Below are 16,995 nucleotides of genomic sequence, written 5' to 3' on the forward strand. Positions count from 1 at the left end.
GACGAACCGACAAGCAACCTCGGCCCGACAGACGGCTACATCAGCTACCAGTTGGGGGCGGCCTACATGATCGCCGACGGGGTCGAACTGTCCGGCGGCATTCGTTACGTCAATATCGGGGACGCCACGACAACCATAGGCTCGGAGTTCAAGGACAACTCGGCGGTGGGTGTCGGGGCCAAGATCGCCTACACCTTCTGACGGTCCAGCAGACCCCGGAAAGCCCCGCCCCGAGCGGCGGGGCTTTCGCCTTGCCGCGCAGTTTGGGCTTGGAAGCCGCGCACGCGCGCGCTACGCAACACAAATGATCTACGAGAGCGCCGCCGACTGGACCCGAGCCGCCCACAAGCGCGTGGTCTTCTTTGCCATGTCCGGCCTTGGCAAGACACATCTGTCCAAGATGCTGGCCTCCACCGGCGACTGGTTCCATTACAGCGTGGATTACCGCATCGGCACCCGCTACATGGCCGAGCCCATTGCCGACAACCTCAAGAAACAGGCCATGCAGGTGCCCTTCCTGGCCGAGATGCTGCGTGCCGATGCCATCCATATCGCCGCCAACATCCATGACGACGACCTGACCGCCGTCTCAGCCTACCTGGGCAAGCCTGGCGACCCTGCCCGCGGCGGCCTGCCCATGGCCGAATATACCCGTCGGCAGGACGAGTTCCGCGATGCCGAGGAACGCACGCTGCTGGACACGGGCACCTTCATCACCCGGGCCGAGGATGTCTACGGCTATCCGCATTTCGTCTGTGACACCGGCGGGTCCATCTGCGAGTGGGTGAACCCCGACGACCGCGACGACCCGATCCTGCGCGCCCTGTCCGAGCAATGCCTGATGGTCTGGATCAAGGGCACCGACTCCCACACCGACGAGCTGGTGCGCCGCTTTGACCGTGCGCCCAAGCCAATGTCCTACCAGCCCGCGTTCCTGGCCCGGGCCTGGAATGATTACCTGTTGGAAAACAATATACAGGAGGGCGATGTTGATCCGGACGCCTTCATCCGCCGGGCCTATGCCGAGGCCCTGGCCCACCGTCAACCCCGCTACGCCGCCATGGCACGCAACTGGGGCGTGACCGTCCTGGCCGAAGACATGGCGCGGGTGCGCGACGCCTCCGATATCGAGACGGTGATCGCCGAGGCGCTGGACGCAACCCGCTAACCCAGACGCATTGCGAAAGAGGATCCGATGCCCATCAAGCTGCCCCGTTCCCTGCCCGCCTATGACGTGCTCTCGACCGAGGGCGTCATGGTCATGGGCGAGAACGCGGCCAGCCAGCAGGATATCCGCCCCCTGCGCATCGGGCTGCTCAACCTGATGCCGCGCAAGATTCAGACCGAGATCCAGTTTTCGCGGCTGATCGGGTCCTCGCCGTTGCAGATCGAGTTCAGCCTGATCCGCATGACCGGGCACGAGGCACGCAACACCTCGGCGGACCACATGGAAGAATTCTATCGCCCCTTCCGCGAGGTCCGCGACGAGAAGTTCGACGGGCTCATCATCACCGGCGCCCCGATCGAGCACCTGCCCTTCGAGGCCGTCACATACTGGGACGAGCTGTGCGAGGTCTTCGAGTGGACCCAGACCCACGTGCATTCCACCTTCGGTGTCTGCTGGGGTGGCATGGCGATGATCCACTACTTCCACGGGGTGCGCAAACACCTGCTCGACCAGAAGCTCTTCGGCTGCTACCGGCACATGAACTTTTCCCCGGAAAGCCCCTACCTAAGAGGGTTTTCTGATGATTTCGTCATGCCCGTCAGCCGCTGGACCGAGATGCGCCGGCCCGAGATCGAGGCCGCGGGCCTGCCGATCCTGCTGCACTCTGACGAGGTCGGCCCGGCATTGGTCGAGGACCCGTCACATCGGGCGCTCTATGTCTTCAATCACTTGGAATACGATAGCGGCACGCTGGACGAGGAATACCGCCGCGACCTGGCTGCCAGCCAGGTCGCGGGCGCCGACGTGCTGATGCCGGTGAACTATTTTCCCTTCGACGACCCCGCCCGCGCGCCCCAGAACCGCTGGCGCAGCCATGCGCATCTTCTCTATGGCAACTGGATTTCCGAGATCTACCTGACGACACCCTTCGACATGGGCCGCATCGGGCAGGAGGTGTCCGACCTGCGGCGCTGACGCCACGGCGCTGCTGGACGCCAGTGGCACGGGGCCTAGGTCCACCTGTTCTCGCACTAGGGGCGAACGTCATGAAATTCCTTGTTGTCCTGCTGTTTCTTCTGGCCTTCGCCGTGGCGGTCCACCTGCTCGCCGGCGCCCGCGAGGACCGTTGGGAAGCGCGGTTCCCGCCCCTGGGCCAGTTTCTCGATGTCGACGGCACGCGGGTGCATGCCCTGGTCAAGGGCGAGGGGCCCGACCTGGTGCTGATCCATGGCTCGTCGGGGAACCTGAGGGATTTCAGCTTTGCCCTGATGGATCGGCTGGCCGAGGATTACCGCGTGATCGCCTTCGACCGCCCCGGGCTGGGCTATACCGACCGTCTGCAGGACCGGGGCGCAACGATCGCCGAACAGGCCGCGCTGCTCCAGGGGGCCGCGGCGCAGCTGGGGGCGGATCGCCCCCTTGTGCTGGGCCAGAGCTACGGCGGCGCCGTGGCGCTGTCCTGGGCGGTGACGCGCCCGAAGGCAGTCGCCGGGCTGGTGCTTGTCTCGTCGCCCACCCACCCCTGGGATGGCCATGTGCCCGCGCTTTACCGCGCGAACGGCTCGACGCTCGGCTCGGCGATGGCGGTGCCGCCGATCACCGCGCTGGTACCGCGATCCTATATCCGCGACCAGGTGCGCGCCGTCTTCGACCCCGAACCCGCACCCGAAGGGTATGTCGACCATTTCGGCGCCGAGCTGGCGGCACGGCGCGTCAGCCTGCGCGCAAATGCGAAGCAGCGGTTGGGTCTGCTGGCCCAGATCACGCAAATGCAGCCGCACTACGGCGAGCTGGCGCTGCCCATCGAGCTGATCCACGGGACGGCCGATACCACAGTGGGGCTGTCCATCCATGCCGAGAAATTCATCCGGCAGGTCCCGAAGGCCAACCTCGTACGGCTGGAGGGGGTCGGCCACCTGCCCCATCACACCGCCCCCGAGGCGACCCGCGCCGCCATCGACCGGGCCGCCGCGCGCGCCGGATTGCGCTGATCCGGCACAGACCCCATAGTGGCGCCAGCGAGGAGATAGTGGCGCCAGCGAGGAGTGAGCGATGCAGGACCTGCCCTTCGACGGCGCCATAAGCCATTATTTCCGCCACGAGGCCCCCGCGACGGTGCGCGCCGAGATCGAGGAATGGGGCAAGGGCGAGATCCTCTCGACCCGCTACCCCTATACCGACCGCTGGAAAAAGAAGGTCTACAGGGCCCGGCTGGAGGCCTGCCAGGTGGAACTGGTCAAGCTGCAGCGTTGGCTCAAGGATAGCGGGCAGCGCGTCGCCATCGTCTTCGAGGGGCGCGACGCGGCCGGAAAAGGCGGCACGATCAAGCGGTTCCGCGAATACATGAACCCACGTGGAGCCCGCGTCGTGGCCCTGTCCAAACCGACCGAGACCGAGGCCACCCAGTGGTATTTCCAACGCTATATCGACCACCTGCCCTCGGGCGGTGAATGTGTCTTTTTCGACCGGTCCTGGTACAACCGCGGCGTCGTCGAGAAGGTTTTCGGCTTTTGCACCGACGAAGAGCGCGCCCACTGGTTCCGCCAGGTCGGCCCTTTCGAGAAGATGCTGGTGGACGAGGGCATCCACCTGTTCAAGTTCTGGCTGAACGTGGACCGGGCCGCGCAGCTCAAGCGCTTTCTCAAACGCGAACAGGACCCGCTCAAGCAATGGAAGCTGTCCTCGATCGACGTGGAAGGTCTGAAACGCTGGGACGCCTATACCAGCGCCATAAGCGAAACCCTGACCCTGACCCATGAACCCGATGCGCCCTGGACCATCGTCCGGTCCGACGACAAGCGCCGGGCGCGGGTCAACGCGATCCGCACCGTGCTGCACGCGCTGGACTACGACCGCAAGGACCTGTCGCAGGTCGGGCCGGTGGACCCCATGATCGCGGGGGGACCGGACCTCTGGCATGGCTAAGCGGGGCTATCATCACGGCGACCTCAAGCGGGCGCTGGTCGACGGTGCCCTGCGCCTGATCGAGGAGAAGGGCCCCACCGGTTTTACCCTGTCCGAGGCCGCCCGCGAGGCGGGCGTGACCCCCGCCGCCGTCTATCGCCACTTCGATGGGCGCGACGACCTGATCGCGGAGGCTGCCCGGCAGGGCTATGTCATCTTCGCAGACCTGATGGAACATGCCTACGAGAAGGGCCAGCCCTCGGCGCTGGCCAGTTTCGAGGCCACGGGGCGCGCCTATTTGGCCTTCGCCCGCCGGTTTCCGGGGCATTACGTGGCCATGTTCGAAAGCGGCATCCCGGTGCAGCGCACGCCGGACCTGGCCGCCGCCGCCAGCCGGGCCATGGGGGTGCTGGAAAAGGCCGCCGCGGAGCTGTCGCAGCATATCCCCGAGGAGAAGCGCCCGCCGCCGCAGATGTTCTCGGCCCATGTCTGGGCCATGTCGCACGGCGTGGTCGAGCTTTTCGCGCGAGGCAGCCCCGGCAGCCGCGCGCCCTTCCCACCCGAGGACCTGTTGGAGACCGGGATCGGGATCTACCTGCGGGGGCTGGGTCTGATCCGGCCCGATGACGATACCGACACCGGGATGCGCGAGGGGTGAAAAAAGGCTGGTCCGGCCTGCGCGGGACCGGTATTCACATGCGTGATAGACAGGGGAGATGAACTGATGGACGGCACCCTAGCCGCGATATACCTGATCGCCAGCCTGTTCGACATGGGCGTGAACCATTGCGGCAATACCGGTTGCCTGGCCCGTGATGCCGCCCCCGTGCGGCTGTCCGTGCAGGCCGGCGACGTCATCTTCCAGGAGGAGCGCATCGGCCAGGAACTCTACCTGGGCTATGACCTGGACCATGCCTATGGCCCGTTCCAGCCCACCGTCGGGTTTTCGATGACCGACGAAGGGGCCGGCTGGATAGGCCTTGGTGTGAAATCGCGCTTCGAGATCGGGCCGGCGGGACTCTTCGCCGAAGGCTCGATCATGCCCGGCTACTACGGCGCGGGCGACGGGCCGGACCTGGGTGGCAACCTGCATATCCGCTCGGCCCTCGGGATGGGTTATGAATTCGGCAACGGGGCCACGTTGAGCGTACTTTATGACCATCGCTCGAACGCGGATACGCAGTCGCCCAATCCCGGGATGGAAACCCTGTCGATCCGCTACCAGGTGGCGCTGGACTGACCAACGCATGTGAAGGGCGCTGCCCCTCTTGGCCTGCGGCCAATTCACCCCGGGATATTTTTGGCCAGAAGAAACAGCGGCTGGAAGTCACCGACCCAGCAGCACGAGCGAGCGTTCGTCCCAGGCCACGCGCGTGGGCATGCCGACATCCAGCACCGGGCGTCCGATCAGGTTCTTCATGGACAGCGTCAGAGGCTTCTCGATACCGTCAACAGCGACGTCGTAGTAGGTCATGTCACCGTAGTAGACGACCTCGTCCACCCGGCCCGCGACTTCCATCCTGTCGGTCCGCTCGCCCTCGAAGAGCAGCGACAGCGTCTCGGGGCGGATACCGACACTGACGGCCCCCGCCGAAACCCCGCCAGGGGCCTGTTCGGCCGGAACCCGGCAGCGGCCCAGCCCCTCGACCTCGACCTCGATCTCGGCACCGGTGGATGTCACCTGCCCGCGCAGGAAGTTCATCATTCCGATGAAGCCAGCCACCCGTTCCGTGGCCGGCCGGCGGTAAAGTGTCTCGGGGTCATCCAGCTGGCCGATGCCACCCTCGAACATCACCGCGATGCGGTCGGACATGACAAGGGCCTCTTCCTGGTCGTGCGTGACCAGGATGAAGGTGATCCCGACCTCGCGCTGAAGCTTCATCAGCTCCACCTGCATCTGCTCGCGGATCTTCTTGTCCAGCGCGGAGAGCGGCTCGTCCAGCAGCAGCACCTTGGGTTTCAGGATCAGTGCGCGGGCCAGAGCCACCCGCTGGCGCTGGCCGCCGGAGAGGGCATTGGCCGCGCGGTTTCCGTAGCCGCCCAGGCCCACCATCTCCAGCGCCTCGCCCACGGCGCGAGCCTTGTCGGGTTTGCTCATCGCGGAGCGGCGCAGGCCGAAACCCACGTTCTCGGCCACGCTCAGGTGCGGGAAGATCGCGTAGGACTGGAACACCATGTTGGTAGGCCGCAGGTTCGGCCCGACACCGGCCATGCCGCGCCCGTCGATGTGCAGGCTGCCGCTGTCGGGATCCTCGAAACCCGCGATGACCCGAAGCAGGGTGGTCTTGCCGCAGCCCGAGGGCCCCAGCAGCGAGAAGAACTCGCCTTGGTGAATGTTCAGGTCGATGTCGCGCAGCGCGTGGTAATCGCCGAAATGCTTGTTCACGCCCGCCAGGTTGATCAGCGTCATAGAAAGCCCCCCCTGTCCCTGAGACCGGCGCGTTTGAGCCCGCGCCGCCGCATGATCTCGGCGATGGTCAAAAGCACGATGGACAACGCAACCAGGATGGTCCCCAGCGCCATGACCACCGGCAACTGGCCCGGAAAGCGCAGCAAACCCCAGATGTAGACCGGCATGGTCGGATTGGCCCCCGACAGGAAGAAGGCGATGATGAACTCATCCAGAGAGATGGTGAAGGAGATCAGCAGCGAGGACACGATCCCGGGCATCACCAGCGGCAGCAGGACCAGGCGAAAGGCGCTCAGCCGCGTTTCGCCAAGGTCGAGGGCGGCCTCTTCAAGGGCCGGGTCAAGGTTCTGGAAGGCGCCGTTGAGCACGGCGATGGAAAAGGGCATGCAGATCAGCGTATGAGCCGCGATGATCGTGGTGTTGGACAGACCCAGCCCGAACACCTGCACCGCGAGCACCAGCAGCGAAACCGCCACGATGATCTCGGGCAGGACCAGCGGCAACATGATCAGCCCCATCATCGGGCGTTTCAGCGGCCAGTCGGCCATGGTCGCGGCGCGGGCGGCGCATACGCCAAGGACGGTGGACAGCACCGCGGTGGTGGCGGCAATGATCAGCGAGTTGCGCGCCGCGTCCAGCAGGCTGGCACTCTGGGTCAGTTCCGCGAACCAGCGCGTCGTGCCCCCCGACAGCGGAAAGGCGATGATATCGGCATCGTTGAAGGCGAAGAGCGGCAGCAACGCGATGGGCGCGTAGAGAAACACCAGGTAGGCGATCGCGTAAAACCGCAGCCCCCTCATTTCGGGCCTCGCAGCCAGCGCCGGTTGAGCCAGATGAAGACCAGCGAGACCGCCGTGACCGACAGCATCGCGAGGATCGCCAGGGTGGCCCCCATGGGCGCGTTGTTGAGCTTGAGAAACTGGGTCTGGATCATGTTGGCGATCATCAGCCCGTCAGGCCCGCCCACCAGCCGCGGCGTGACGTAATCCCCGATGGTGGGAATGAAGACGATCAGTACCGCGGCGACCACCCCGGGCATGGCCAGCGGCAGCGTCACCCGAAGAAAGGTCGTCACCCGCGTCTCGCCCAGGTCCATCGAGGCCTCAAGCAGCGAGCGGTCGATCTTTTCCAGCGCCACGAATATCGGCAGGATGGCGAAGGGCGCAAAGGCATGGGCCAGGGTGATGACCACCGCGTTGGCATTGTAGAGGATCACCGAGAGCGGCTCGTCGATCAGCCCGACCCCCAGCAAGCTGGAATTCAGCACGCCATTGTAGCCCAGGATCACCTTCCACAGGAAGACGCGGATCAGGTAACTGGTCCAGAAGGGAATGGTGATCAGGAAAAGCCAGAGAGACTTGCGGGCCGGCGCCACGTGGAAGCTCACGAAATAGGCGATAGGAAAGGCCAGCACCACGGTAACCAGGGTCACTGCCCCCGCGATCAATAGCGACCGGCGCAGCAGCTGCATGTAGAGCGGGTCTCCGAAGGCCTCGACGTAGTTGGCGATGGTGAACCGGGTGTCTATGTCCAGGTAATCCTGGGTCCAGAAACTGAACAGCAGAATCGTTGCCAGCGGCACGGCCAGCAACAACAGGGCATACAGAAACGGCGGGCTGACCAGGATCAGCCCCCGCTTGCCGCCCGCTGTCAGTGCCGCCCTGGCCATCCGCACCCCGATTCCCGCAAGACATGCTCGGTCCAAGAGGACCCAGAAACACGAAAAAGATCAATGCCCAGCGGTCATGCAGCGATTCGCCCTGTCTTTAAAGCCAGTCAAGGTCAGGTTTTCCCCCAATATCCGGTCTGTAGGGTATTGTGCGCCCCACGGGGCGGGGCGAACACGACAGGAGACATGACGCGTTGGGGCTGCACAACTGGGACGATCTGAGATTCTGCCTCGCGCTGGATCGCCACAAGACCATGACGAATGCCGCAGAAAGCCTTTCGGCGAACGTCGCGACGGTGTCGCGACGCATCGAGAAGCTGACCGAGGAACTGGGTCAGGCGCTCTTCATAAAGCATGCCAGCACCTGGGAGCCGACCGAGGCCGGGCGCCGCCTTATCACTCTGGCCGAGACCGTGGAACATGACCTTGAGGCCTTCGCCGTGCAGCAGGACATGCAGCCGCCGCCCGGGGCAGTGGTGCGCGCGACCGTGTCCATGACGGTCCTTCAAAGTGCGCTCAGCGGTTGCGGGCCGGCCTTCTTGCGTCGGTACCCCGACCTGCGGCTGGACCTGACCTTCCGCCATCGGTCCATCGCCTATGCCGAGGCGGATGTCGCCGTGACCTATACGCGGCCCACGCAAGGTTTGCTGACCTGCCGCAAGCTGGGCGGGTTGCGGGTGCGCCCCTATGTGAGTGCCGATCTGGGCGGCCCGCCCTCGGGCTGGCTGACAATCGACTACGATGACGCCGCGCGCCAGGTCGAAATGTTCCAGACCACCGAGGCGGATCTGCCGACGCGGCTGCGGATGGAGGGGCTGACCCCCTCGCAGGACATGCTGACGGGGTCGGACCTGGTGGCGACCTTTCCGGAGAGCTTCGGCGATGCCCGGCCTGACCTGAAGCGGCTGCACCCGGACGGCCCGGCCGAACTGCTGGAAGTCTGGATCAGCTTTCACCGCAGCCGAAAGCTGGACCCGATCGTGCGCCTGGCCGATGCGCTGGTCTCGGAGTGCTTCGGCGAAACCCAGGGCTGACCTGTGGTCACGCAAAAGGGGCCGCCCGGCAGGACGGCCCCTGGTAACGGCCAAACGATCCCGATCAGCGCTTGGAGAACTGGAAGCTCCGGCGCGCCTTGCGGCGGCCATACTTCTTGCGTTCCACCACGCGGCTGTCGCGGGTCAGGAACCCGGCGGCCTTGAGCGACGGGCGGAGCCCGGGATCATAGAGTTGCAGAGCCTTGGAGATACCGTGGCGCACCGCACCGGCCTGCCCTGACAGCCCGCCGCCCTTGACGGTGGCCTGCACGTCGAACTGGTCGGCAACGCCGGCCACGTCGAAGGGCTGACGCAGCAGCATCTGCAGAACGGGGCGGGCGAAATAGGTGTTCAGCTCCTTGCCGTTCACCGAGACCTTGCCCGAGCCCGGCTTGATCCAGACGCGGGCGACCGCGTCCTTGCGCTTGCCGGTAGCATAGGACCGGCCCAGGTCGTCGCGAACAGGCTCGCGCGGGGTTTCTTCCGCGACAGGGGTTTCGGCGCCTTCGGCCACCTGGCCCAGTTCTTCGAGGGAATTGACTTGATCGGCCATCAGTATGCGCTCCGGGTGTTCTTGGAGTTCATGGACTTGACGTCCAGAACTTCGGGCTTCTGGGCGTCCATGCCGTGCTCGGCACCGGCGAAGACACGCAGATGGGTCATCTGCTTGCGAGACAGCTTGTTGCCCGGCAGCATCCGCTTGACGGCTTGGGTCACGACCCGCTCGGGATGGGCGCCTTCGAGGATCTGCTCGGCCGTGCGGTTCTTGATGCCGCCCGGATGCCCGGTGTGCCAGTAATAGGTCTTGTCGGTGCGTTTCTTGCCGGTCATCTGCACCTTGTCAGCGTTGATGACGATGACATTGTCGCCCATGTCCATGTGTGGGGTGAACGACGGCTTGTGCTTTCCGCGCAGGCGCGTGGCCACGATCGAGGCGAGGCGCCCAAGAACAACGCCCTCGGCGTCGATCACGACCCAGCTCTTCTCGATATCTGCCGGTTTCGCAGAATAGGTTTTCATGTTTTTCGGCCCTGGTTGGGTTTCGGATGACCGTGTTTTACGGGTTTGCGATGCACAGTCAATCGTGGATGATGTTATTTTATACCCGTTTTTCAATTGCCTAAGATTTAGGTATTATTATACCCCATCATTCGGGACGGCAAATCTCGCCCCGCGCGACGGCCAGGCCCGTCCGTGCCGCCAGCCCCAGCACGACCAACGCCAGCACTGTCAGTGCCGCCACCCCGATCACGAGGTGTGCCAGCGTCCCCGCGAGCGCGGCAAAGCGGAACGAGGCGATGGCCAGCGCGGCCAGAGGAAAGCTCAGTCCCCACCAGGACAGGGCAAAGGGCAGCCGCGCCAGTTTCGGAACCTGCACCACCACCAGCGCGGTGAAGATGTAGCTCGTGTAGATCAGGCCCCGCGCCAGGCCATCGAGACCCCCCGCCAATGCGACATAGGCCACGAAGGCGACCGCGGGCGGCGCGATCAGGATCACCATCGTCGGAAACAGCCGCGCCGGGATAGGATCGTGAAAGATCAGGCGATTCATCACGAGCGTCAGCAGCACGACCCAGAACATCAGCCCCCCCGAGAAGAAAAGCCACGAGATCTCCACGTACCCCATCGGCACCCCGGCAACCGGCACGATGACGTTGCCCACCGCCGGGATGAACCAGGCCGGCGTCAGGTGCCCCACCTCGAAACTGCGGTGGCTGATCCAGCCGGATATCACCGCGAGGGTCAGCGCCCCCTGCCCGATCACGCCGCACAGCCATATGCCCCGCGCGACCCCGGGCAACAGCGGCCAGAGCGCCGTGGACAGCAACAGCAGCGAGATCGTGATCGTCGGGAAAAAGGCCAGTTTCACCGGATGCTGCCACTCGGCGGCAACGTCCCCGGGATGGCGCAGGGCCTTGAGGCCGTAAAACGCAGAGATCACGACCAGCGCCAGAAGCGAAAGCCCCAGCATCCCCGACGACAGCACCGCGGCTGGCGCCCAGACTGGCGCGGCGGCGTGCAGGGCCAGTGTCAGACCCAAAAGCCCCATGACCACTGCAAAGAAAGTCACCGGGAAATGCGCCAGCCCTTGCGATCGTGCCTCTTGCGGAATCGTGTTCGTCATCGGGTGCTCCTCGCCGGGGTGCGTGCCATCATGTCTCGCAGACGAGACATATGCCGCTTTCCGGATCTGAATCAATGGGACCCTGTCAGACCGACCGATCGGGCGGGATCGAATATGTCAGGCTGGCCCGGGCAACAGGTGCCCCCGTGCCCTCCGAGAACAGCCGCACTTCGGTCACGCTCAGCGCCCGGCCCAGTTTAAGCACCTCTGCCTGCGCAAGAATGTCGCACCCCGCCTGCGGCTTGCGCATGAAGTCGATCGAACAGTTCGTCGTCACGGCCAGGGCCTGCGGGCCGACCCGCGCCATGGTCGCCACGTAGGCCGCGACGTCCGCCAGGCCGAACATGGCGGGGCCGGACACGGTTCCGCCGGGGCGCAGATGCCGGTCGGCGACCTTCAGACGCATCACAAGCATGTCCTCGTCCATCCGGTCGATCACGAAGTCGCCGCGCACCTGCGGAAAGACCTCGTCGAGGAACGACGCCATCTCGGCCGTGCCCATCTGCAATGCCATGTCGCGTCACCCCTTTCGCCGTGCGCACCCGACGACTAGGTTTGCCCCGAAACCGTGAAAGGAACAAGCCATGGCCCTGCTCGACCGCACCGACCGCAACCATGTCGCCCACCTGGTGATGAACGCGCCGCAGACGCTGAACGCGCTGTCGGATGCCATGCTGGCCGCGCTGCAGGAAACCCTCGACGACATCGCCGAGAGCGACGAAATCCGCGCGGTGACGCTTGCAGGCACGGGCAAGGCCTTCTGCGCGGGTCACGACCTCAAGGAAATGCAGGCCGCCCGCCGGTCACAAGACGCAGGCGGCGCCTATTTCGCCGATCTCTTCACCCGTTGCACGACGCTCATGCAGACGATCCAGGCCATGCCCCAGCCGGTGATCGCACAGGTGCACGGTGTCGCCGCCGCCGCGGGCTGCCAGCTGGTGGCGACCTGCGACATGGCCGTGGCCGCCGAGGGAACGCGCTTCGGGGTCAACGGCGTCAATATCGGGCTGTTCTGCTCCACCCCCATGGTGGCCCTGACCCGCAACGTGCCGCGCAAACGCGCCTTCGAGATGCTCACGACCGGCCGCCTGATCGAGACCGAGGAAGCCATCGAGATCGGCCTGCTCAACCACGCCGTCCCGGCCGATGACCTCGAAACCGCCACGACCGAGCTGGCCGAGACCGTGGCCGGCAAACTGGCCAGCGCGGTGAGCGTCGGCAAGCGGGCCTTTTACGAACAGGCGCACCTGACGACCGAGGCCGCCTACGCCCATACCGGCGACGTCATGGTGCGCAACATGCTCGACCGCGACACCGACGAGGGCATCACCGCCTTCATCGAAAAGCGCAAACCCGACTGGGCCGGGTAAGTCTGCCGCTTCTTCTGGCCGGAAATATCCCGGGGTGAATGCCGCAAGGCAGAGGGGCAGCGCCCCTCCCCCGCGGCGGCGCGCCCGCGCCGCCGTGATATCATGCGTGGCGCGCGCCACACCACTTGGTCACACCCCGTAAAGCGCGCCGAACTTCTGCTCGAGGTAGGCCAGCAGCGGCTCTTCATCGGGCTCCGCGCCACAGGCCCGGCGGATCGTCTCGCGCGGCTGGTACAGGCCGCCGTTGATCTGCACCTTGTCGCGCAGCCAGTCTGTCGCCGGGGTCAGGTCGCCGGTCGCCAGGCCGACCTCCAGGTCCGGCACGTCACGCTGCATGGCCGTGTGCAGGCAGCCGGCGTAGACATTGCCCAGCGTGTAGGTCGGGAAATAACCGAACAGCCCGACCGACCAGTGCACGTCCTGAAGGACCCCGTTCGAGGGCCGGTCCACCTCGACGCCGAAATCCGCCGCGAACCGCGCGTTCCAGGCCGCCTCCAGGTCCTCCACCTCCAGCCGCCGGGCGATGAGGTCGCGTTCCAGGTCGAAGCGCATCAGGATGTGCAGGTTGTAATGGACCTCGTCGGCCTCGGTGCGGATGTAGCCCGCACCGACCCGGTTGATCGCGGCGAACAGCGCCTGGGCGTCGGGCAGGGACAGATCGCCAAAGGCCTGCTGCATCTGCGGGTAGAGCCAACGGGCGAAGGCCTCGGACCGGCCCAGTTGGTTCTCGTAGATGCGCGACTGGCTTTCATGCACGCCCATCGAGACACCCTGCCCCACCGGGGTCAGCAGGTGGTCGGCGTGGATGTTCTGTTCATAGGCGCCGTGGCCGACCTCGTGGATCGTGGAATAGAGGCTGTTGAAGGGATCGTCCGGGTTGGTGCGCGTGGTGATCCGCACGTCGAGGCCCGACCCCGACGAGAACGGATGAACCGCCTTGTCCACTCGGCCGCGGGCCATGTCGTAGCCGAGGGTCCTGGCGACCTGGCGGGCCAGCCGCATCTGTGCGCCCTCGTCAAAGGTGCCGGCCAGTGCTGCGGGAGCGGGCTTGTCCAGCACCGCTTCGCGCAGGGCCACCAGGCGCGGGCGCATCCGCGCGAACATCGCTTCCAGCTCGGCCGCCGAGGCGCCCGGTTCGAAATCCTGCAACAGGGCGTCGTAGACATCGGCCCCGTCGGCCAGGGCCGCACCTTCCTCGCGCTTCAGCGATACCACCTCCCTCAGCGTCGGCATGAAGGCGGCGACATCATCCTCGGCCCGGGCCTTCGCCCAGATGCCCTGGGCCATCGAGGTCACGCGGGCCAGTTCCGCGGCCAGCCGCGCGGGCACCTTGCTGGCGCGGTCGAAATCGCGGCGGACCAGGCGCAGGTTGGCGGCCTCGACGGGTGCGCTCGCCTCGGCCTTGTCCAGCCAGTGGCCCACCCGGGGATCGGTGCGCCGCGCGTGCAGAACCGATTCCATCGCCGCCAGTTCCTCGGCGCGCTGCGGCGCCGCGCCCCGCGGCATCATCGTCTCCTGGTCCCAGCCCAGCCGCCCGGCAACCTGCGCCAGCGCCTGCGTCGTGCGGGCGAATTCCATCAACTCGTCATAGGCGGACATGTCAGGCTCCTCTGAGCGATTGGGGCCGCGGGTAGCGCGACAGGTGGCGCGCCCGAAGGATAAGCACGAAGACCAGCACGGCGACCAGTTGATGCACGATGGCGATCTGCCAAGGGGCCTGGTAGAGAACCGTGGCGATGCCGATCAACATCTGCACCGTGATCGCCGCGAAGGCCGCGTTGAAGGCGAACCGGGTCGCCCCGCTGGCCGCGCGACGGCCGCGCCGCCAGACGATTACGGCGAAGACCAACAGCAGGTATCCCGACATGCGGTGGATGAACTGCACCAGTCCCGCATCCTCGAAGAAGTTGCGCCACAGGGGCGTCAACTCGAAGGGCGCGGGCGGAAAGAAGCCATCGCCCATCAGCGGCCAGGTGGGAAAGGCGCGTCCAGCATCGATCCCTGCCACCAGTGCGCCCAGCAGGATCTGCAGGAAGGTGAAATGCATCAGCCCGGTCGAGAGCGAAAAGAGCTTGGGATCGGCCACTCGGCGCGCCTGCATCAATTCGGCCTCGGTCCGGCCAAGCTGAAAGACATACCAGGCGATCAGGCCGAGGATGGCAAAGGCCAGCCCGAGGTGCGTGGCCAGCCGGTAGGATGCCACGTCGAGCATCCCCTCCTGCAGGCCGGAATGGACCATCCACCAGCCGATGGCCCCCTGCAGCCCGCCGAGCCCGCCCAGCAGCAGCAACCGCCCGGTCCAGCCCGCGGGGATCTTGCGCGCCACAAGGAAGCCGAGAAAGCCCACCGCCCAGACCAGCCCGATCACCCGGCCCAGCTGCCTGTGGCCCCATTCCCACCAGTAGATCACCTTGAACTCGGCCATCGACATGCCGGCGTTCTGTTCGATGTATTCGGGGATCTGCTTGTAGGCGTCAAACTCGGCCTGCCAGTCGGCCTGCGACAGGGGCGGTACGGCACCGCTGATCGGCGCCCATTCGGTGATCGACAGGCCCGAATCCGTCAGCCGGGTCAACCCGCCCACGGCGACCATTACCACGACCAGCGCGAAAAGCGTCATGAGCCACCCACGGATCGCCCCGCGTGCACCCGCGCGGCTGCCCCGGGCGATTCCGCCCGGCGCGGCGGCCGGTTTCTCGGCTGTTTCGACTTCCTGGAAGATGCTGCGGTTCTTGTCGGCCATCCGGCGTCGCCCTTGTTGTTGTCCTTGCGCGCAAGCTATGCCGCCCATACCCGCGGGGCAAGCGAACGCGGCCACCTGTCTCAGGGGTCGTCGCGGCGGCGGACCAGTTGCCGCAGGATGCCGTGCAGCATCTGCACGTCGGCTCGCGTCAGCGGCATCCGCGACCACAGGTTGCGCAGGTTCAGCCGCATCGAGTCGGACTTGGTTTCGGGAAAGAAGAACCCCGCCTCGTCCAGCCGGTCCTCGTAATGGCGGGCCAGGGCCTCGATCTCGGCGCCGCCTGCCATCTCGGTGCGCTGTCCGCGCAGCACTTGTGGCTCGGCGAGCTCGACCGCGCGGCGCCACTCATAGCCTGCCAGCAGCACGCATTGCGCCAGGTTGAGCGACGGGAAATCCGGGTTCACCGGCACGGTGATGATGGCATTCGCCTGCGCGATGTCGGCATTTTCCATCCCCGCGCGCTCCGGGCCGAAAAGCACGGCGACCTGCTCGCCCCGCCCGATCCTGTCTGCGGCGTCGCGCATCGCGGCCTCGGGGGTGAAGACGGGCTTGGTCAATTCGCGGGGTCGTGCGGTGGTGGCATAGACATAGGTCCGGTCCGCGATCCCCTCGGCCAGGTCACCGGCCAGAACCGCCTCGTCCAGCAGCCGCCCCGCCCCGCTGGCCATGGCCACGGCGGCCGGGTTTGGCCAGCCGTCGCGCGGGGCCACCACGCGCATCCGGTCCAGGCCGAAATTCCACATGGCCCGCGCGGCGGCGCCGATGTTCTCGCCCATCTGGGGGCGGATCAGGACGAATGCGGGCTGCGGCGTATCACTGGGCATGGCGGTCTCGACTGGGTCACTCGCAGCGCTGATACGCAAGCCTCGCGGCCACGGCAAGCGGTAGCCAAGCCGCGAAATCGGCGCTATAGCGGCGAAATCCTTTCAAGACCGGTGGATGCCCCCATGACCGACGACGCAGAGCAGCCCCAGATTTATCTCATCACCCCGTCGGAGGTCGAACTTTCGAGTTATCCCGAGACCCTGGCGCGGCTTCTGGACAGCGTCGAGGTGGCCTGCGTGCGCCTGGCCCTCGGGACCCGCGACGAGGACCGCATCGCGCGCACCGCGGATGCCCTGCGCGACGTGACCCATGCCCGCGATGTCGCGCTGGTGATCGACAGCCACATGCTGCTGGCGGACAGGCTTGGACTGGACGGCGTGCACCTGACCGACGCGGCGCGTTCGGTGCGAAAGGCGCGCAAGGACCTGGGCGAAGACGCCATCATCGGCGCCTTCTGCCACAATTCGCGCCATGACGGCATGACCGCGGGCGAGCTGGGCGCCGATTACATCAGTTTCGGCCCCTGCGGGGTGACGCCACTGGGCGATGGACGCCAGGCCGAACACGAGCTGTTCGAGTGGTGGTCGACGATGATCGAAGTCCCGGTCGTGGCCGAGGGCGCGCTGGACGCAACCCTGATCCGCGACTTGGCCCCGGTGACGGATTTCTTCGGGATCGGCGAGGAAATCTGGGATGCCGAGTCTCCGGTTGCGGCCCTGCAGGACTTGCAACGGGCCATGCTCTAGC

At 66.0% G+C, this 16,995-nt stretch carries 19 protein-coding genes and 1 pseudogene; 10 read left to right on the forward strand and 10 right to left on the reverse strand.

What is annotated here, in order from left to right; genetic code table 11:
- From VJ897_RS14055 to VJ897_RS14085, 7 genes and pseudogenes are all read left to right on the forward strand, one after another.
- Nucleotides 1–201: pseudogene (locus tag VJ897_RS14055) on the forward strand (transporter); the annotation flags it as partial.
- Between the two features lie 103 nt (nucleotides 202–304).
- On the forward strand, nucleotides 305–1,168 hold the full coding sequence (locus VJ897_RS14060) for an ATPase (RefSeq protein WP_324056338.1): 864 nt from the start codon (nucleotides 305–307) through the stop codon (nucleotides 1,166–1,168).
- A 27-nt stretch (nucleotides 1,169–1,195) separates the two neighbouring features.
- The gene (locus tag VJ897_RS14065; protein ID WP_324056339.1) at nucleotides 1,196–2,143 is read left to right on the forward strand and encodes a homoserine O-succinyltransferase; all 948 of its coding nucleotides are present in this window, start codon (nucleotides 1,196–1,198) and stop codon (nucleotides 2,141–2,143) included.
- 71 nt (nucleotides 2,144–2,214) lie between these two features.
- Nucleotides 2,215–3,159, forward strand: a complete 945-nt coding sequence (locus VJ897_RS14070; protein WP_324056341.1) for an alpha/beta fold hydrolase — start codon at nucleotides 2,215–2,217, stop codon at nucleotides 3,157–3,159.
- A gap of 61 nt (nucleotides 3,160–3,220) precedes the next feature.
- Nucleotides 3,221–4,093, forward strand: coding sequence for a polyphosphate kinase 2 (gene ppk2, locus VJ897_RS14075; RefSeq protein WP_324056342.1), 873 nt, complete (start codon nucleotides 3,221–3,223; stop codon nucleotides 4,091–4,093).
- Complete coding sequence (locus VJ897_RS14080) at nucleotides 4,086–4,730, forward strand: TetR/AcrR family transcriptional regulator (RefSeq protein ID WP_324056343.1); 645 nt, start codon at nucleotides 4,086–4,088, stop codon at nucleotides 4,728–4,730. The genes ppk2 and VJ897_RS14080 overlap by 8 nt, the downstream gene beginning before the upstream one ends.
- Before the next feature lie 66 nt (nucleotides 4,731–4,796).
- Entirely contained in the window at nucleotides 4,797–5,312 is a 516-nt protein-coding gene (locus tag VJ897_RS14085) for an acyloxyacyl hydrolase (protein WP_324056344.1), read from the forward strand.
- Between the two features lie 87 nt (nucleotides 5,313–5,399).
- Here the strand turns inward: VJ897_RS14085 and VJ897_RS14090 are convergent, their stop codons facing one another.
- Genes VJ897_RS14090 through VJ897_RS14100 form a run of 3 tightly spaced genes read right to left on the reverse strand, consistent with a single transcriptional unit; the run spans nucleotide 5,400 to nucleotide 8,151 of the window.
- On the reverse strand, nucleotides 5,400–6,482 hold the full coding sequence (locus VJ897_RS14090; RefSeq protein ID WP_324056345.1) for an ABC transporter ATP-binding protein: 1,083 nt from the start codon (nucleotides 6,480–6,482) through the stop codon (nucleotides 5,400–5,402).
- Nucleotides 6,479–7,282 (reverse strand): ABC transporter permease, encoded by an 804-nt coding sequence (locus VJ897_RS14095; RefSeq protein ID WP_324056347.1) that lies wholly within the window; start codon nucleotides 7,280–7,282, stop codon nucleotides 6,479–6,481. Before VJ897_RS14095 ends, VJ897_RS14090 begins: the two co-directional genes overlap by 4 nt.
- A complete protein-coding gene (locus VJ897_RS14100) occupies nucleotides 7,279–8,151 on the reverse strand; it encodes an ABC transporter permease (RefSeq protein WP_324056348.1) in 873 nt (290 codons plus the stop codon). The genes VJ897_RS14095 and VJ897_RS14100 overlap by 4 nt, the downstream gene beginning before the upstream one ends.
- 194 nt (nucleotides 8,152–8,345) lie before the next feature.
- Here VJ897_RS14100 and VJ897_RS14105 point away from each other — a divergent pair, with 194 nt between their 5' ends.
- Nucleotides 8,346–9,185 carry a LysR family transcriptional regulator gene (locus VJ897_RS14105; protein ID WP_324056350.1) on the forward strand — a complete coding sequence of 280 codons (840 nt, stop codon included), beginning with the start codon at nucleotides 8,346–8,348 and terminating at the stop codon, nucleotides 9,183–9,185.
- A 64-nt stretch (nucleotides 9,186–9,249) separates the two neighbouring features.
- Here VJ897_RS14105 and rpsI read toward each other — a convergent pair whose 3' ends face one another.
- The 4 genes from rpsI to VJ897_RS14125 form a co-directional block, all read right to left on the reverse strand.
- Nucleotides 9,250–9,738, reverse strand: a complete 489-nt coding sequence (gene rpsI / locus VJ897_RS14110) for a 30S ribosomal protein S9 (protein ID WP_324056352.1) — start codon at nucleotides 9,736–9,738, stop codon at nucleotides 9,250–9,252.
- Entirely contained in the window at nucleotides 9,738–10,205 is a 468-nt protein-coding gene (rplM, locus tag VJ897_RS14115) for a 50S ribosomal protein L13 (protein ID WP_324056354.1), read from the reverse strand. Before rplM ends, rpsI begins: the two co-directional genes overlap by 1 nt.
- Nucleotides 10,206–10,332: 127 nt before the next feature.
- Complete coding sequence (locus VJ897_RS14120; RefSeq protein ID WP_324056356.1) at nucleotides 10,333–11,310, reverse strand: SLAC1 anion channel family protein; 978 nt, start codon at nucleotides 11,308–11,310, stop codon at nucleotides 10,333–10,335.
- Nucleotides 11,311–11,395: 85 nt separating this feature from the next.
- Complete coding sequence (locus VJ897_RS14125) at nucleotides 11,396–11,824, reverse strand: PaaI family thioesterase (protein WP_324056358.1); 429 nt, start codon at nucleotides 11,822–11,824, stop codon at nucleotides 11,396–11,398.
- Nucleotides 11,825–11,894: 70 nt separating this feature from the next.
- Between VJ897_RS14125 and VJ897_RS14130 the strand changes: the two genes are divergently transcribed.
- Nucleotides 11,895–12,680: an enoyl-CoA hydratase gene (locus VJ897_RS14130; RefSeq protein WP_324056360.1), complete on the forward strand. Its 786-nt coding sequence runs from the start codon at nucleotides 11,895–11,897 to the stop codon at nucleotides 12,678–12,680.
- Nucleotides 12,681–12,809: 129 nt separating this feature from the next.
- Here the strand turns inward: VJ897_RS14130 and VJ897_RS14135 are convergent, their stop codons facing one another.
- The 3 genes from VJ897_RS14135 to VJ897_RS14145 all read right to left on the reverse strand — a co-directional run bounded on the left by VJ897_RS14135 (nucleotide 12,810) and on the right by VJ897_RS14145 (nucleotide 16,247).
- On the reverse strand, nucleotides 12,810–14,279 hold the full coding sequence (locus tag VJ897_RS14135; protein ID WP_324056361.1) for a carboxypeptidase M32: 1,470 nt from the start codon (nucleotides 14,277–14,279) through the stop codon (nucleotides 12,810–12,812).
- A gap of 1 nt (nucleotide 14,280) precedes the next feature.
- Nucleotides 14,281–15,423 (reverse strand): heme A synthase, encoded by a 1,143-nt coding sequence (gene ctaA / locus VJ897_RS14140; RefSeq protein WP_324056363.1) that lies wholly within the window; start codon nucleotides 15,421–15,423, stop codon nucleotides 14,281–14,283.
- 80 nt (nucleotides 15,424–15,503) lie between these two features.
- Nucleotides 15,504–16,247 (reverse strand): RNA methyltransferase, encoded by a 744-nt coding sequence (locus tag VJ897_RS14145; RefSeq protein ID WP_324056387.1) that lies wholly within the window; start codon nucleotides 16,245–16,247, stop codon nucleotides 15,504–15,506.
- Nucleotides 16,248–16,370: 123 nt separating this feature from the next.
- Here VJ897_RS14145 and VJ897_RS14150 point away from each other — a divergent pair, with 123 nt between their 5' ends.
- Nucleotides 16,371–16,994, forward strand: coding sequence for a thiamine phosphate synthase (locus VJ897_RS14150; protein ID WP_324056364.1), 624 nt, complete (start codon nucleotides 16,371–16,373; stop codon nucleotides 16,992–16,994).
- Nucleotide 16,995 lies beyond the last annotated feature (1 nt).

This window comes from Salibaculum sp. (assembly GCF_035270045.1).
Lineage (GTDB): Bacteria > Pseudomonadota > Alphaproteobacteria > Rhodobacterales > Rhodobacteraceae > Salibaculum.

Excerpts from the sequence above, each read along its gene's own strand:
- VJ897_RS14060 (WP_324056338.1), top strand. The coding sequence starts at position 305 with ATGATCTACGAGAGCGCCGCCGACTGGACCCGAGCCGCCCACAAGCGC.
- VJ897_RS14065 (WP_324056339.1), top strand. The coding sequence starts at position 1,196 with ATGCCCATCAAGCTGCCCCGTTCCCTGCCCGCCTATGACGTGCTCTCG.
- VJ897_RS14070 (WP_324056341.1), top strand. The coding sequence starts at position 2,215 with ATGAAATTCCTTGTTGTCCTGCTGTTTCTTCTGGCCTTCGCCGTGGCG.
- ppk2 (WP_324056342.1), top strand. The coding sequence starts at position 3,221 with ATGCAGGACCTGCCCTTCGACGGCGCCATAAGCCATTATTTCCGCCAC.
- VJ897_RS14080 (WP_324056343.1), top strand. The coding sequence starts at position 4,086 with ATGGCTAAGCGGGGCTATCATCACGGCGACCTCAAGCGGGCGCTGGTC.
- VJ897_RS14085 (WP_324056344.1), top strand. The coding sequence starts at position 4,797 with ATGGACGGCACCCTAGCCGCGATATACCTGATCGCCAGCCTGTTCGAC.
- VJ897_RS14090 (WP_324056345.1), bottom strand. The coding sequence starts at position 6,482 with ATGACGCTGATCAACCTGGCGGGCGTGAACAAGCATTTCGGCGATTAC.
- VJ897_RS14095 (WP_324056347.1), bottom strand. The coding sequence starts at position 7,282 with ATGAGGGGGCTGCGGTTTTACGCGATCGCCTACCTGGTGTTTCTCTAC.
- VJ897_RS14100 (WP_324056348.1), bottom strand. The coding sequence starts at position 8,151 with ATGGCCAGGGCGGCACTGACAGCGGGCGGCAAGCGGGGGCTGATCCTG.
- rpsI (WP_324056352.1), bottom strand. The coding sequence starts at position 9,738 with ATGGCCGATCAAGTCAATTCCCTCGAAGAACTGGGCCAGGTGGCCGAA.
- rplM (WP_324056354.1), bottom strand. The coding sequence starts at position 10,205 with ATGAAAACCTATTCTGCGAAACCGGCAGATATCGAGAAGAGCTGGGTC.
- VJ897_RS14120 (WP_324056356.1), bottom strand. The coding sequence starts at position 11,310 with ATGACGAACACGATTCCGCAAGAGGCACGATCGCAAGGGCTGGCGCAT.
- VJ897_RS14125 (WP_324056358.1), bottom strand. The coding sequence starts at position 11,824 with ATGGCATTGCAGATGGGCACGGCCGAGATGGCGTCGTTCCTCGACGAG.
- VJ897_RS14130 (WP_324056360.1), top strand. The coding sequence starts at position 11,895 with ATGGCCCTGCTCGACCGCACCGACCGCAACCATGTCGCCCACCTGGTG.
- VJ897_RS14135 (WP_324056361.1), bottom strand. The coding sequence starts at position 14,279 with ATGTCCGCCTATGACGAGTTGATGGAATTCGCCCGCACGACGCAGGCG.
- ctaA (WP_324056363.1), bottom strand. The coding sequence starts at position 15,423 with ATGGCCGACAAGAACCGCAGCATCTTCCAGGAAGTCGAAACAGCCGAG.
- VJ897_RS14145 (WP_324056387.1), bottom strand. The coding sequence starts at position 16,247 with ATGCCCAGTGATACGCCGCAGCCCGCATTCGTCCTGATCCGCCCCCAG.
- VJ897_RS14150 (WP_324056364.1), top strand. The coding sequence starts at position 16,371 with ATGACCGACGACGCAGAGCAGCCCCAGATTTATCTCATCACCCCGTCG.